Raw genomic sequence first — 14236 nt, 5'->3', positions numbered from 1 at the left:
ATTCCTCTTCCCTGTACAAATAATTCTCCTCATATCTAATCATTCTTATTTTCTCGTAATCTCTCATGACATTTGTTAAAAACAAACCTCACCTGCCTTTTTTAATTAATTTTGTTATTTTAATATTGAAAGCCTTTTCAACTTTTGTTAAAATAAATATATCAAAGGAGGGGTACCAATGTGGAAAACAAACTTGATGATTAGCGGCAGCATACTTGGGTGCGCTCTGCTTACTTGGGCAGCTTCTTTATAAACTAATATGTAAACGATATCATATAGGAACGAGGGCAAGATGGCGAATAGCTGTCTTGCCCTTTTTTAATCAATAATATTAACAAGTTTATAATTATTATAATTAAGTATTGATTTCTAATAAAAAGATGTTATTATAAAAATAGATTCACAAACTACTTAATTTCTGAGGTGATTTTTCTTGACAGACAAAAGATTAACTACTAGCTGGGGAGCTCCAGTTGGAGATAACCAGAATTCATTAACCGCTGGATCTCGCGGACCGACACTGATCCAAGACGTACACCTACTTGAAAAACTGGCACACTTTAACCGGGAACGTGTTCCGGAACGTGTGGTACACGCAAAAGGTGCTGGCGCACACGGTTATTTCGAAGTCACTAACGATGTTTCTAAATATACAAAAGCAGCTTTTCTTTCTGAAGTTGGGAAGAAAACAGATATGTTCATTCGCTTCTCTACAGTAGCTGGTGAACTAGGTTCTGCTGATACAGTTCGTGACCCGCGCGGTTTCGCTGTTAAATTCTACACAGAAGAAGGAAACTATGATCTAGTTGGGAACAATACACCTGTATTCTTTATCCGCGATGCAATCAAGTTCCCTGACTTCATTCATACACAAAAAAGACATCCGCAAACGCACTTGAAAAATCCGGATGCGGTATGGGATTTCTGGTCTCTTTCTCCTGAAAGCTTGCACCAGGTAACAATTCTTATGTCTGACCGCGGTATTCCGGCAACATTGCGTAATATGCACGGTTTCGGTTCTCATACATTCAAATGGGTTAACGAAAAAGGCGAAGGTTACTGGGTGAAGTATCACTTCAAAACACAGCAAGGCGTAAAAAACATGGATCCTGCTGTTGCTGCGAAAATTGCCGGTGAGCATCCTGACTACCATACAGAAGATCTTTTCAATGCAATTGAGAATGGTGATTTCCCTGAGTGGAAACTATACGTTCAAATCATGCCGTTGGAAGATGCGAATACATATCGCTTCGATCCATTCGACGTAACAAAAGTATGGTCGCAAAAAGATTATCCGCTAATAGAAGTTGGCCGTATGGTATTGAACCGCAACCCAGAGAATTACTTTGCAGAAGTAGAACAAGCTACATTCTCTCCGGGAACACTTGTACCTGGTATTGATGTATCACCAGATAAAATGCTGCAAGGACGTTTGTTCGCTTATCATGACGCTCATCGTTATCGTGTAGGCGCTAACCACCAAGCACTTCCAATCAACCGTGCGCGTAATGAAGTAAACAACTACCAGCGCGATGGTCAAATGCGTTTTGATAACAATGGCGGCAGCGGGGTTTATTATGAGCCGAACAGCTTGAACGGCCCTAAAGAAGATCCATCAAGTAAAATTGCACCATTTGAAGTTTCTGGAGAAGCAGATAGTGTTGGCTATGATGAAAACGACCATTACACACAGCCAGGAGATTTGTACCGTCTTATGACAGAAGATGAAAAAACACGTCTTGTACAAAACTTCGTTGATGCAATGAAACCTGTAACAAGAAAAGAAATCCTTGAACGCGAAGTAGGTCATATCTACAAAGCGGACAAAGAATGGGGACAGCGCGTCGCTGATGGTCTTGGTATCAGCATCCCGACTGTAACTGCTAATTGAAAGAAGGTCAGGACATATTGTCCTGGCCTCTTTTTTATGAAAAAACCAAAAAAATTGTTAATAGTTCATCTTTTAAGGGTAGTAGAAGTGGAATGCTTTTTTAGCAGAAAGGAAGATGACCTATTTCACCTCTATTGCTAGCTGCAATTTTCATTATAGCTGCAGCACTATCTGTATACGCTGCAATCCATCTATCCAATCACGCCGATACAATCAGCCGAAAATCCAAAATGAATGGTTTTTTAACTGGTTCTGTACTGCTCGCAGTTGGTACTTCCTTACCAGAATTAACTGCAACATTAAGCGCAGGTCTTATTAATAGCCCGGATATTGCTGTCGGAAACGGACTCGGCAGTTTATTATTTAACTTATTTGTTTTGTTTCTATTCGATCTGCATTTTCGCAGCAAACGGTTATTTTTGCAAGTAAGCAAACAGCATCTTTATACAGGTACGATTGCCCTAACACTTTGTATCGCTGCCATTGCTGCATTAGCTGTCACCCACAGCTATACCTTATTTAACGTCAGTATACCTAGCTTTATCATTGTTATCATTTACGTTGTTGGTATGTATATTACATCAAAGAAAAACATAGATAATGAACCAAATGAAGCACAAGAAAAAGAAGAATCACTTTCTCAAGCAAAGTTCCGTTTCTTTTTATTCGCTGTCATGATTCTCATTGTCGGCAGTGTCTTAACTATCTCTGGTGATGCCTTAGCCGCCTCTACTGGTATTAGCGCTACTATTGTCGGAAGTATCTTAATCGCTGCTGCGACCTCTCTTCCAGATGCCGTAAGCGTGTATACTGCACTAAAGCTGGGAAACAGCAATCTCGCTGTCGGAACAATCTTTGGCAGCAACTTATTCAATATTGCGGTCATTGCATTAGCTGATATTGTGTATACAGAAGGGAGCGTTTGGCAGGACACCAGCAACAACGTCATGCTGATTGCCGTCATTGGCTTTGTTCTGACCGCTATCGCCATGTTAATTCTTATGCGCAAACGTTCTCGATCTACCCTTACCTATTCTCTGCCTAGCTTGCTGGTCGTGATCTGTTACATGGGGACAATTGGATATCTAATTCTTGCAGGTTAATTAAAAAGAGAAGCTCACCGAATGAAATCCATGAGCTTCTCTTTTATTATTCATGTCCTGGTGCATCGCCAATGATTCGCACTTCACGCTGCAAACTAACACCGAACTTTTCTTTTACTGTCTTTTGTACATGGCCAATCAAATTAATATAATCTGTTGCAGTTCCGTTGTCTACATTCACCATAAAGCCAGCATGCTTCCCTGATACTTCTACTCCGCCAATACGCGTCAATTGCAGGTCTGCATCCATAATCAATTTTCCGGCAAAATGTCCCGGAGGGCGCTGGAAGACACTGCCGCAAGAAGGATATTCAAGCGGCTGCTTGGATTCGCGCAAATACGTTAGCTCATCCATCTTAGCCTTAATTGCCGTTTGCTCCCCTTCTGCTAATAAGAAGGTTGCTTCGACAGCGATAAAGTTATTTTTCTGCAAGATACTTGTACGGTAGCTGAGCTCCAATTCGTCGCGCGTCATCACCTTTCGGTCTCCTGCATCCGTAATAACGACCACTTGCTCCAGCACATCTTTCACTTCCCCGCCGTAAGCACCCGCATTCATGTACAATGCTCCGCCTACGGAACCTGGAATACCGCAAGCAAACTCTAAACCAGTCAAACTGGCATCATGAGCAGTTCTGCTAACGTCAATAATAGCTGCACCGGACTGTGCTGTTATCCGGTTTCCCTCCACTTTCACTTCATCTAATCCTGTTAAGATCAAGACCACTCCGCGCAATCCGCCATCTTGAATGATAACATTTGAGGCGTTTCCAAGAATCGTTAATGGTATGTTGTGCTCTTTTGTATAAGCAACCACTTTTTCTATCTCGGAGTAGCTTTTTGGAAATACTAGCACATCCGCCTTACCGCCAACCTTGGTGTATGTGTAATCAGCAAGCGGGGCTCCAACCAAAACATCTTTCGCTTCTACAAATTGCTTTATGTCTTTTTCCAATGTCATTACATTCATCGTTTAATCCCTCATAACTGTATTAAGCCGCTTCTATATCAGCGTGCCCTAACTTTTATTGTATACCACATTTCACATACGTGACAATGCTCTTATTTACCCGTTAGGCCAGACACCTATAGTTTATGCATTGCTCGCAGCAATGGATATAATTTAAAGCTTTGTACAATGACCAGCGATAACTTGATATTCTTCACCTACCAGCTGCCACACACGTGTATAAATGAAATCACCTTCGATTTTCGCTTCTCCTTCTTGCCCCTCTAAACGAATCTTAGAAATGGTTACCGCACCATCCTTCGTTGGTTTTATCTGCAGATCAGAACAAGAAACTTTGGTAAAACGTACAGCAAGTGACCGATGTGCTTCTAAATCCATCTCTTTCGTTATATAGATTCCTTCATGATTAACAAATACAAGGTCATCGTGCAAAAGTGTATCCAAAGCAAAGATATCTCTTGTTTGCATTGCTTCTCGCAGCTCCTGCTCCAGCAATTCTATTTGCTTTAGAATATCCTCCTTTTTCTCTGTTTGTGCTGTTTCGTTTATTGCTTCAGCTTGTTCGGTCTTTTCCGGAAGATGGACAGCAAATTCATCCTCATCCTGTATCTGTTTTGGACCTTCAATTTTTACTATATGCGCTGTTGCAATATGTACATCTCCTATCACCACAAAAGCTTTGTTCATCAGCCCTTGGTTAGTGGTGATTTGCTGCAGTATCTGCTCTTCCGATGCGAGTGTATAAATCTTTTCTCCTGTCGTTAATGTTATAACTGTTTGATTCATTCGCTTGCACTCCATTCTATGTTCCCTCATACAGAGGTTCACCGTCTCTCTGCGGAAATAAACGATTATTACAATTGTATCTTGATGTCTCTCGTTTAGGAAGCCAGACAGCTCGCTTCAGCCGTTGGCGGCAGCATATTAAGAATATTTTTGATTAACAGACGAAACTTATGAGCCGATAAAGTATGAATTGCTGCTTTTCTTCATATTTTCATATGTGAGGAGGAAGTAAAATGTCTATTGGAGTTGTCTTACCCGTATATAATCAGCAGGCTGCGTACGTTTATGAATGTATAGAAGCAATGGAAAAACAAATCTACCGCGATTTCAAATTAGTTATTGTTATTGATGGTGCCAATCAAGATACTGTTGAAGCTGTCTACAAAGCTTCCAGCAGCTTAACGATACCTTACAGGATCATTTATCGGAAGAAAAACATGGGGATTTCTTATTCTTTAAACGAAGGATTCTCTTATTTAACCGATTGCCCTTATCTTACATGGATATCAATTGATAATCGGCAAAACCCGCTGTTTCTGCTTACACTCTATAACCATATGAAACGTGCACCTGATGATACTGTACTGCTGTATTCTTACTACTGGCTAATCAATGAGGAAGGTGAGCGCTTTGCAGATGCAGAACAATGGCTGCGGACAATGGAAGCGCTGATGAATCGAAATAAAGAAGAGATAATGTCTATCTGTTTTATCGGCGCTTCTTTTCTATTTCGGCAATCTGCTTACAAAAAAGCGGGCGGATATAATCCAGACTATGGCGTTGTGTCTGATTACGAGTTTTGGATTCGACTGCTTGAGCAAGGTGAAATCAGTTTAATACGCGATCCGCTGATGGAATACAGAGTAAATGGCGCTTTATCACTCACAACCATTACCGGTCCCCAAGGATTATATTTGCAAAGTATGAACGCAAGCTTAGATCATCGCAAAAAACGGAAAGATATTCCGGATGTGACCATACTGATTACCGCACATAATCAAGGTGTATCTATTAACAAATGCTTAAACAGTGTATTGAATCAGACCCACACCAACTTTCATATCGTGGCCGTTGACATTGGCTCCACAGATAACACCCTGCAGAAAATAACAAGTGTAAATGACCCGCGCATCATACCGCTTCATATAAATAAAGGTACAAAAGCCGAGGCTTTAAATGTCGGTTTACAATACGCACTTGGTAAATATGTACTCGAATTAGATGGAGATGACTGGCTGGATGAAAAGGCTGTCGAAATAATGCTGGCTGAATTCGGCAGGCTGGATAAATCCTACGGCTTACTATATGCCAACAGAAAGATCTGGTACGATAACCCATCATCAGGTTTGCAGGAAGGTGAAATCATAAGCGGACCAAGTTATACCGATAAATATCACGTACTAAGCGGCGTACAATGCCCTAGTCCGCGCATGTACCGCAAAGCAGCTTTAGATAAACTAGGCGGATGGCAAGAAGAAATAAATGGGGAAAAATTACTGGAGGCAGCAGAGTATATGATGTTCTGCCGCATGGCCGATTCATTTAAGATTCATTGGCTCAATTCTTCGCTATACCATGAAAGAGTATACGATGATGATGACGATAAGACCTTGAGAAATAGCCAGATTCGAGCTGTCGTCCAGTATCTGCTCCAGTCATGGGACAATATAAGCATTCCAGAGTTTAAGACAGAAGGAGATTCTATCACTAAAATTTATCTTCGGTAAGTGAGGAGCGGCATATGAAAGCAGCATTTATATTAGGCACCCGTCCAGAAGGAATTAAGCTTGCCCCTATTATTAGCAAACTCAGACAAGAACGAGATTTTACTCCGCTTGTCATCCATACAGGGCAGCATACCGAGCTGCTGGATGACGTTTTAAATATATTTTCCATTCAGCCAGATTATCAGTTATCTCTCATGAAACCAAACCAATCCGCGGAACAAGTAATTGCCGCCGCTATCCCTGTCATTGCTGACATATTAAAGGCTGAAAAGCCGGATATGGTAGCTGTAGTAGGTGATACAGCCACTACATTCGCCGCTGCCTTTACTGCTTTTCACCTTCAGATACCTGTTATGCACATAGAAGCTGGATTGCGTACGTATGATCCGTACACGCCATTTCCCGAAGAGATGTATCGGCAGCTTGTAACCCGAATTGCTGCCGTCCACTTCGCTCCAACGGAACAAAACAAACAAAACCTGCTTCAGGAAAACATTGACGAAAGCAACATACACGTAGTGGGTAATCCAGTTATTGACGCACTTTTCTACATACAAAATCACGCCCCTTCCCCTCTGAAAGAGCTGGAACATATGATAAACGCAGAACGAAAGCTAATTCTTTTGACGACGCATCGAAGAGAGAACATGAAAAGCATGCGGTATATTTATGAAGCGATAAATGAGATGATCAACCGTTATGACGACGTAGAAGTAATTTTTCCGGTACACCCTAACCCAAATGTAAGAAATCAAGTACGCTCCTTTCTAAATGCGCACAACCGCCTGCACATGATTGACCCAGTAGATTATGCCTCCTTCACGCACCTGTACAGTCACGCCTATCTTGTCATTACCGACTCAGGGGGCATTCAGGAAGAAGCACCTGCTTTCGACGTGCCAGTTGTTGTAACACGTTCTTCCACAGAAAGAACAGAAGGTGTAGAAGCCGGAACACTAATCCTGGCAGGTACAGAAAAACAAACAATCATGAAGGCAATAGATACTTTATTAACCGTTGAATCATACTACCAGCGCGCAGCTGCGGCTGCAAATCCTTATGGCGACGGCAGAACGAGTGAGCGCATTGTGAAGTGGCTGAAAGAATATAAAGCAGCAAATAATTAAGATAACGCCTTGTTTCACTAGCTTATTTGTGCAGCAAGGCGTTTTTCTTTTGGAGAAGTTCCATATCCACATAATAATTCAGAGTAACAGGCAAAGGGAACGGTTAAAATATATGATATAAAACAGGAGGTGTGCAAGGTGAGTAATGAAACACGAGAATACCGAACCGGACAAGGTGTGCCGCAAACAGGCGTTTATACTTGCCAGTCAGGCGAAAGAGTTGAAATAAAAGCAAATGAATTATTCCCTGTTTGCCCGACAAAAGGCGAGGAAACAACTTGGAAACAGGATAAGGCATAAAAAAAGGTGCAGAGGATTGCTCTGCACCTTTTTTCTTATATCACTTTAAAGCGTAATAATAATCGGACCGTCTTTCGTCAGAATAAGCGTATGTTCTATTTGTGCTACATAGCTTTTTTCTGTCGCATACGTCCAGCCGTCGTTCTTTTGGTAAACTTCTTCTTCCGATGTTGATATAAATGGTTCAAATGCGATAACCATGCCATCCTTTAATAATTCATCATCAAATGTTTCTTTATAGTTATAAATATGATCAGGTGCTTCGTGAATCGTGCGACCAATACCATGTCCTGTAAGATTTGTGATAACAGTCAAATCACTTTGTCTAGCTGTTTGGAATACCGCTCTTCCAATTCCGCTTTTTTTAGAACCCGGCTTTGCTTTCTGAAGACCTGCTTCGAATGCCTTTTTAGCAACGTCACATACCTTTGTTTTCAATTCTTCTCCTTCGCCTACTACAAAAGAGATTCCTGTATCTGCAAAATAACCATCTTTCGAGCCGGAAACATCTACATTTACTAAGTCTCCTTCAGCGATAACGCGATTTCCAGGAATACCATGCGCCACTTCATCATTCACACTAATGCACGTATAACCTGGGAAATCATATTCACTTTTGGGAGCAGAAACTGCTCCCTCTTTCTCAAAAAGCTCTCCCGCAATATCGTCAAGTTCTTTCGTCGTTATACCAGGAACCGTTCTTTGTACCAATTCATCTCTAATTGAAGCAACAATTTTACCGATTTTCTTTAAACCATTAAAGTCTTCTTCTGTTTTTGCGATCATTTTCTCTACCTCACTAATTTTCATGTTTTACGATATATCTTTATCTTGGTCCTGCTTTAGACGAACATTTAAATCGACTTAAAAGAAATAAAAAAGCTTTGAAACACTATAATCAGCATTTCAAAGCCTTACTTTCCATCCAATATGTAAGGATGGAGACGGTGGGAGTCGAACCCACGTCCAGAGATATCGGCACTCAGGCATCTACGTGTGTAGTCGATATATTATATTTCGCGCACGCTTCGGCCTAACGACAGGCTTTCAGCGAGGCTAGCTTGATTGTCTTCTTCCGATTATCCGCAAGCCGAGGATAATGGCGTAGCCCACTTTAAGTTGAGACCCTCAAATCTGCCACATGGGCGATAGCAGCAAGGATCCTCTAGTACTACTTACGCAGCTGCTAGAGAGTAGTTGTTGTTTGTTTTGCCAGTTATATTTAGGCGTAACGTTTTACGAGCCGTAACCTCGACACGCAGCCTGAGCTCGACCTACCCCTGTCGAATCCGTAACGTCCCCATGATAATGGGGGCTACAGGAAGTAACCCGTTCACTTAGGATTTATTCAAATCCCAGACAACTTCCATTATAGCATCTTTGCAGGAAATTGCAAGCTTATTAATCGCGTTCCCGCATTGCACGGTCAACATCACGTTTCATTTGCTTCTTCTTCAAGTCATCCCGCTTATCGTATTTCTTCTTCCCTTTTCCAACACCAAGCAAAATTTTCGCAAAACCATCTTTAATGTACATTTTTATTGGTACGAGCGAATAACCTTGCTGCTGGGTTTGTCCAATCAATTTGTCGATCTGCTTGCGATGCAGCAGCAGCTTCCGAGTGCGAGTCGGATCATGATTAAACCGATTCCCTTGTTCATAAGGCGAAATATGCATGTTAATGATTTTCACTTCTCCGCGGTCAATTCGCGCGAAGCTATCTTTTAGGTTCACCCGGCCAGCCCGGATTGATTTAATTTCAGTTCCTTGTAACACGATGCCCGCTTCAAGGGTTTCTTCAATCGCATAATCGAAATTGGCTTTCTTATTCTGTGCAAGTACTTTACCATGTCCTTTAGCCATAGACGCTTCCTCCTAACTACGTGCTTTATTTTATCAGAAACTGTATGATAATCCTAACGATTCCTATACTAAAACGGGTATACATATAGTGCAATTCGATTGATAGGAGTGTACATAAATGACTGCAATTAGACAATTAACAATGAATGACTACCAGCAAGTGCTCGATATGCAGACCGGCATTGAAGATGATTACGTTATTCGCCTCTTCCCGCAGCTGATTGAAAATCCAGCGCAAACATTATACGGATTAGAGACAGAAGGAAAACTGGCTGCGGTAGCGGGTGTCGTTCGGATGCCAAACGGCAATGGTATTCTTGGCAGATTACGCAGCGATATCCGGTACCAATCCAGCGGAAACGCCACTGCGCTGCTGCAGAAAATAATAGATGATTGTGAGCATGATTCAAACATGCACTGGGTTGGCGCGATTACGCAAAAATCCAATAAGCCCGCGCAGCGTGTGCTGGATAAGCTCGGGCTGCAGCAGGCTGATCAGTTTATCAGCTTATTAATGGAGTCGCCTGACATGACGCTTTCTGCAGGAGCACAGCCATGGCAGCAAATCACAGGTAACGATGCGAAACGTGATGCGATTGAACAAGCTGTCCTGGAAACACAACGCTCTTTTTATCCATATGAAGCATACTTTCCAATTCCATTCGCTTCCGCCGTTTTAGAAGATGACTATCTGGAGCAGCTGGCTGTATTTCAGGATCCAGATTCCAGTAAGATGATGGCAATACAAGAAGATTATAAAGGCAGATATCTTGCTCAAATTCAGTATTTCTGGCCTGATTTGTTTGAACAGGATGGTCTATGGGCTGCCGTGTTCGGCTATATAAACAAGTCGGACAAACCGTTCACACCTCAAGTAGATGTATCACCTGAGACTGTTTCCAGCATGCCCGAGGCTTTTAAATCTTGCTTTATTGCTAATGATGATCCTTGGCTGATTTACGGCATATCCATTTGATAACAAACGCCCCGGCACTCTTTGCCGGGGCGTTCTTGTTATGGTCGTTTTCTTGTGTTGCGTTTTTTACTTTTCTTGCCTTTTGCAGGCGGCTTTCGTTTGCCTTTATTTTTCGGCGGACGATGGTCACCTGGTTTATTTTTCTTTTCGGCTTTAATAATCGTAGGGCGGTCTCGATTTTCCCGCGGCTTACGAGGTTTCATGCCAACCACTTCGAAATCAATTACGCGTTCTTCGATGTTAACCTTCACTACTCGTACGGTAATTTCATCTCCAATACGGAACTGGTTGCCTGTCCGCTCGCCGACCATGGCATAACGGCGGTCATCAAAGTGATAGAAGTCATCTGTCAGATAGCTAACGTGCACAAGTCCTTCAATCGTATTCGGCAGCTCCACGAATAGACCGAAGCCTGTTACAGAGCTGATAACACCGTCGAATTCTTCACCGATCTTATCTTGCATATATTCTGCTTTCTTCAGATCATCCGTTTCCCGCTCAGCATCTACAGCCGCGCGTTCTCGCTCTGAAGATTGTCGAGCGATTTCCGGCATCCGGTCTTTCCAATGGTTCTGCGTCTTTTTATCCAGCTGTTCGTTGACAGCATATGTGCGGATTAGACGATGCACAATCAAATCCGGGTAACGGCGGATCGGCGATGTGAAGTGCGTATAAAATTTTGTTGCCAGCCCAAAGTGCCCCAGCCCTTGCGGATCATATTTCGCCTGCTGCATCGAGCGCAGCATCAGACGATTGATGATCATTTCTTCTTGTGTACCTCTGACACGCTCTACAATCTTCTGCAATGTTTGCGGATGAATATCGGCGGAAGATCCTCTTACTGTATAGCCTAGGCTTGTAATGAATTCGAAGAAATGCTGCAATTTATCTGGATCTGGGTCTTGGTGCACCCGGTGGATAAACGGCACGTCCAGCCAATGGAAATGCTCTGCTACCGTTTCGTTGGCAGCAAGCATGAACTCTTCAATCAGCTTCTCCGCGACAGAACGCTCGCGAAGCACCACATCCATTGCTTTGCCTTCCTCATCCACAGCTACACGCGCTTCTGGGAAATCAAAATCAATGGCACCTCGATCCATCCGTTTTTTTCGAAGGATTGCAGCTAAATCTTCCATGTGGTGAAACATCGGAACGAGCGTTTCATAACGGGATTTTAGTTCCTGATCATCTTCAAGTAAGATTCTATTCACATCACCGTACGTCATTCGCTCATTAGTTTTAATTACACTTTGGTAAATCTCATGCTCCACAACTTCCCCTTGCGGTGTGATCTGCATATCACAAGTAAGTGTCAGTCGATCAACTTGTGGATTCAAGGAACAAATACCGTTAGAGAGTCTATGCGGAATCATCGGAATTACCCGGTCAACAAGATAAACACTCGTCGCCCGTTCCAATGCTTCTTCGTCAATCGGTGAACCTTCTTCTACATAATAAGAAACATCCGCAATAGATACGACTAAACGATAATTGCCATTCTCCAGCTTACTAACCGCAACTGCATCATCCAAGTCCTTCGCATCAGCACCATCAATCGTTACAGTCATCATATCCCGCAGATCCCGGCGGTTTTCTATTTCACTTGGATCAATCGTTTCTGGTGTATTTGCGGCTTGTTCTAAAACTTCTGGCGGAAACTCGGTCGTGATGCCATGTTTATGAATGATGGAGAGAATATCAATACCTGGGTCATTTTTATGACCGAGTATTTGAATAACTTCTCCTTCTGCACTCATACGGCCTTCTGGATACTTCGTAATACGGACAATAACTTTGTGACCATCTGTCGCACCGCCGGAGGAACCGCGCGGAATGAAGATATCATTCGGTATCCGTTTGTCGTCCGCAATCAGGAAACCGAATCGGCCATTATCTTCATAAGTACCGACAACTTCCGCAACTGCACGCTCCAGAATACGAACAACTTTACCCTCACGTCGCTGTCCGCCCTCCGCTTGGTTTTCTACACGTACTAGCACAACATCTTTGTTCATAGCAGATTGCAAATCAGAATAGTGGATATAAACATCGTCCACTCCTTCTTCATCTGGTATGAGGAAGGCAAAACCTTTTGCATGCATCTGAATCTTACCGCGCACCAAGTTCAATTTTTCCGGCAGTCCGAAACGATTGCTTCTCGTGCGGACAAGCTGTCCCTCTGCTTCCAATTCATTCAGTCCTTTTACAAGAACGGTAAATTCACTTGATTCATCAAGCTCAAGCTGCTGCTCAATTTCTTCTACAGTCATTGGTTTTTCTGCGTTATCTTTAAAATAAGCTAATATTTTCTGTTTTAATTCGTCCATTTCTGCTTCACCTTCTTTTCGGCTTTTTCTATCTAGTATGGACTATTCCCAGTCAAGCGATTCGAGAAACTGATACACATCTTCGTGCAGCTGTTCCTTTTCTTTTCCCATCGTAATAACGTGGGCGGAGTTCTCATACCACTTGATTTCTTTTTGATCGGACTCAGCTTGGTCATAAATATAGTTCGCACTATCTGTATTAATCATTTGATCCTCGGTTGCCTGAACAACGAAGAGCGGTGCATAAATCTCATCTACGTGCTTGCTCACGTCTGTGATAAATGCTCCCAAGCGCTGAAACATATCTGCAGTGGCTGGCGCCTCCATTAATTCTGCTAATTCTTGTTCAATTGCTTGGTTATCTTTCCCTTGGAACTGTTTGTATTGCCGCGCAAACAGTTTGAAGCCTTTGTTGAGCTGTGTTTCATTATCAAAAAACATTGGCGAACACATCGTCACAACACCACTCACAGGGTAAGAATACGCAAGTTTCAAACCGAGCACACCACCAAGTGACAACCCTGCTACAGCTATCTTTTCATATCCTTTATCCTTTAGAAATTGAAAAGCAGCCTGTACATCTTCCCACCATTCATCTGAACTGGAAGCGACGATGTCATCAGGTGATTTGCCGTGTCCGCGATAAATCGGCGCATGAGCTGTATAGCCTTTGCTGGAAAGAAAACGCCCCATCATCCGTACGTCTGCAGAATGGCCTGTAAAGCCATGAAGCAGTAAAACGGCACGATCTCTTGTTCCCTCAAAAGTAAACGGTTCTGGCTGTTTCATTGTTACCATATGTATCTCCCCTGTTTCTTAAGCTTTTCTATAGTAGATTCCTGCATTAGTTTTCCCTTTTGCAGTAATAAATAATCCCCCACCACAGGAGTTGTGACGAGGGATGAAGTTGGCTATTCGATTATTGCAAGACGTACGCCAATAAGAACGTCAATACAAATAGAATGACTCCAGTAATGATTGTCGCACGGTGAAGGAATAAATCCAGGCCGCGTGCTTTCTGTTTTCCGAACAATTGTTCAGCTCCGCCGGAAATCGCTCCGGACAAGCCTGCACTCTTACCAGATTGTAAAAGAACTAGCGCAACTAGCGCAATCGCATCGATTATTAATAGAACTACTAAAGCTGTCTGCATCCCAACACCTCCT

13 protein-coding genes and 1 other RNA gene are annotated in these 14236 nt (G+C 42.6%); 6 read left to right on the top strand and 8 right to left on the bottom strand.

Annotated elements, in window-relative coordinates; genetic code table 11:
- Positions 1-433 precede the first annotated feature (433 nt).
- The gene (gene katA / locus CRO17_RS04780) at positions 434-1891 is read left to right on the top strand and encodes a catalase KatA (RefSeq protein WP_097039767.1); all 1458 of its coding nucleotides are present in this window, start codon (positions 434-436) and stop codon (positions 1889-1891) included.
- Between the two features lie 134 nt (positions 1892-2025).
- Positions 2026-2994, top strand: coding sequence for a sodium:calcium antiporter (locus tag CRO17_RS04775; RefSeq protein WP_097039764.1), 969 nt, complete (start codon positions 2026-2028; stop codon positions 2992-2994).
- A 46-nt stretch (positions 2995-3040) separates the two neighbouring features.
- On the opposite strand, the gene murB is transcribed toward CRO17_RS04775, so the two are convergent.
- Positions 3041-3964: a UDP-N-acetylmuramate dehydrogenase gene (gene murB, locus CRO17_RS04770; protein WP_097039761.1), complete on the bottom strand. Its 924-nt coding sequence runs from the start codon at positions 3962-3964 to the stop codon at positions 3041-3043.
- A gap of 153 nt (positions 3965-4117) precedes the next feature.
- Positions 4118-4750 carry a nuclear transport factor 2 family protein gene (locus CRO17_RS04765; protein WP_179636836.1) on the bottom strand — a complete coding sequence of 211 codons (633 nt, stop codon included), beginning with the start codon at positions 4748-4750 and terminating at the stop codon, positions 4118-4120.
- 233 nt (positions 4751-4983) lie between these two features.
- Between CRO17_RS04765 and CRO17_RS04760 the strand changes: the two genes are divergently transcribed.
- From CRO17_RS04760 to CRO17_RS17435, 3 genes are all read left to right on the top strand, one after another.
- Complete coding sequence (locus CRO17_RS04760) at positions 4984-6477, top strand: glycosyltransferase family 2 protein (protein ID WP_097039756.1); 1494 nt, start codon at positions 4984-4986, stop codon at positions 6475-6477.
- Positions 6478-6491: 14 nt separating this feature from the next.
- Positions 6492-7604, top strand: coding sequence for a non-hydrolyzing UDP-N-acetylglucosamine 2-epimerase (gene wecB / locus CRO17_RS04755; RefSeq protein ID WP_097039754.1), 1113 nt, complete (start codon positions 6492-6494; stop codon positions 7602-7604).
- Positions 7605-7742: 138 nt separating this feature from the next.
- Positions 7743-7904: a hypothetical protein gene (locus CRO17_RS17435; protein ID WP_179636834.1), complete on the top strand. Its 162-nt coding sequence runs from the start codon at positions 7743-7745 to the stop codon at positions 7902-7904.
- A gap of 45 nt (positions 7905-7949) precedes the next feature.
- Here the strand turns inward: CRO17_RS17435 and map are convergent, their stop codons facing one another.
- The 3 genes from map to smpB all read right to left on the bottom strand — a co-directional run bounded on the left by map (position 7950) and on the right by smpB (position 9767).
- The gene (gene map / locus CRO17_RS04750; protein ID WP_097040093.1) at positions 7950-8690 is read right to left on the bottom strand and encodes a type I methionyl aminopeptidase; all 741 of its coding nucleotides are present in this window, start codon (positions 8688-8690) and stop codon (positions 7950-7952) included.
- Positions 8691-8840: 150 nt separating this feature from the next.
- Positions 8841-9206: a transfer-messenger RNA gene (gene ssrA / locus CRO17_RS04745) on the bottom strand.
- Positions 9207-9305: 99 nt separating this feature from the next.
- Positions 9306-9767 (bottom strand): SsrA-binding protein SmpB, encoded by a 462-nt coding sequence (smpB, locus tag CRO17_RS04740; protein WP_097039752.1) that lies wholly within the window; start codon positions 9765-9767, stop codon positions 9306-9308.
- 118 nt (positions 9768-9885) lie between these two features.
- On the opposite strand from smpB, the gene CRO17_RS04735 reads away from it, so the two are divergent.
- Positions 9886-10743 (top strand): GNAT family N-acetyltransferase, encoded by an 858-nt coding sequence (locus CRO17_RS04735; RefSeq protein ID WP_097039750.1) that lies wholly within the window; start codon positions 9886-9888, stop codon positions 10741-10743.
- Positions 10744-10781: 38 nt separating this feature from the next.
- On the opposite strand, the gene rnr is transcribed toward CRO17_RS04735, so the two are convergent.
- The 3 genes from rnr to secG all read right to left on the bottom strand — a co-directional run bounded on the left by rnr (position 10782) and on the right by secG (position 14223).
- Positions 10782-13070 carry a ribonuclease R gene (rnr, locus tag CRO17_RS04730; protein ID WP_097039748.1) on the bottom strand — a complete coding sequence of 763 codons (2289 nt, stop codon included), beginning with the start codon at positions 13068-13070 and terminating at the stop codon, positions 10782-10784.
- 42 nt (positions 13071-13112) lie between these two features.
- Positions 13113-13868, bottom strand: a complete 756-nt coding sequence (locus CRO17_RS04725) for an alpha/beta hydrolase (protein WP_097039746.1) — start codon at positions 13866-13868, stop codon at positions 13113-13115.
- Between the two features lie 121 nt (positions 13869-13989).
- Complete coding sequence (gene secG / locus CRO17_RS04720) at positions 13990-14223, bottom strand: preprotein translocase subunit SecG (protein WP_077307717.1); 234 nt, start codon at positions 14221-14223, stop codon at positions 13990-13992.
- Between the last annotated feature and the right edge of the window lie 13 nt (positions 14224-14236).

The organism is Terribacillus aidingensis (assembly GCF_900215625.1).
Lineage (GTDB): Bacteria > Bacillota > Bacilli > Bacillales > Amphibacillaceae > Terribacillus > Terribacillus aidingensis.
This window is presented reverse-complemented; position numbering and strand designations above follow the sequence as displayed.

What these genes read in the sequence shown, in the direction of transcription:
- murB (WP_097039761.1), bottom strand. Translation starts at nt 3,964, where the DNA reads ATGAATGTAATGACATTGGAAAAAGACATAAAGCAATTTGTAGAAGCG.
- CRO17_RS04765 (WP_179636836.1), bottom strand. Translation starts at nt 4,750, where the DNA reads ATGAATCAAACAGTTATAACATTAACGACAGGAGAAAAGATTTATACA.
- CRO17_RS04760 (WP_097039756.1), top strand. Translation starts at nt 4,984, where the DNA reads ATGTCTATTGGAGTTGTCTTACCCGTATATAATCAGCAGGCTGCGTAC.
- wecB (WP_097039754.1), top strand. Translation starts at nt 6,492, where the DNA reads ATGAAAGCAGCATTTATATTAGGCACCCGTCCAGAAGGAATTAAGCTT.
- map (WP_097040093.1), bottom strand. Translation starts at nt 8,690, where the DNA reads ATGATCGCAAAAACAGAAGAAGACTTTAATGGTTTAAAGAAAATCGGT.
- smpB (WP_097039752.1), bottom strand. Translation starts at nt 9,767, where the DNA reads ATGGCTAAAGGACATGGTAAAGTACTTGCACAGAATAAGAAAGCCAAT.
- CRO17_RS04735 (WP_097039750.1), top strand. Translation starts at nt 9,886, where the DNA reads ATGACTGCAATTAGACAATTAACAATGAATGACTACCAGCAAGTGCTC.
- rnr (WP_097039748.1), bottom strand. Translation starts at nt 13,070, where the DNA reads ATGGACGAATTAAAACAGAAAATATTAGCTTATTTTAAAGATAACGCA.
- CRO17_RS04725 (WP_097039746.1), bottom strand. Translation starts at nt 13,868, where the DNA reads ATGGTAACAATGAAACAGCCAGAACCGTTTACTTTTGAGGGAACAAGA.
- secG (WP_077307717.1), bottom strand. Translation starts at nt 14,223, where the DNA reads ATGCAGACAGCTTTAGTAGTTCTATTAATAATCGATGCGATTGCGCTA.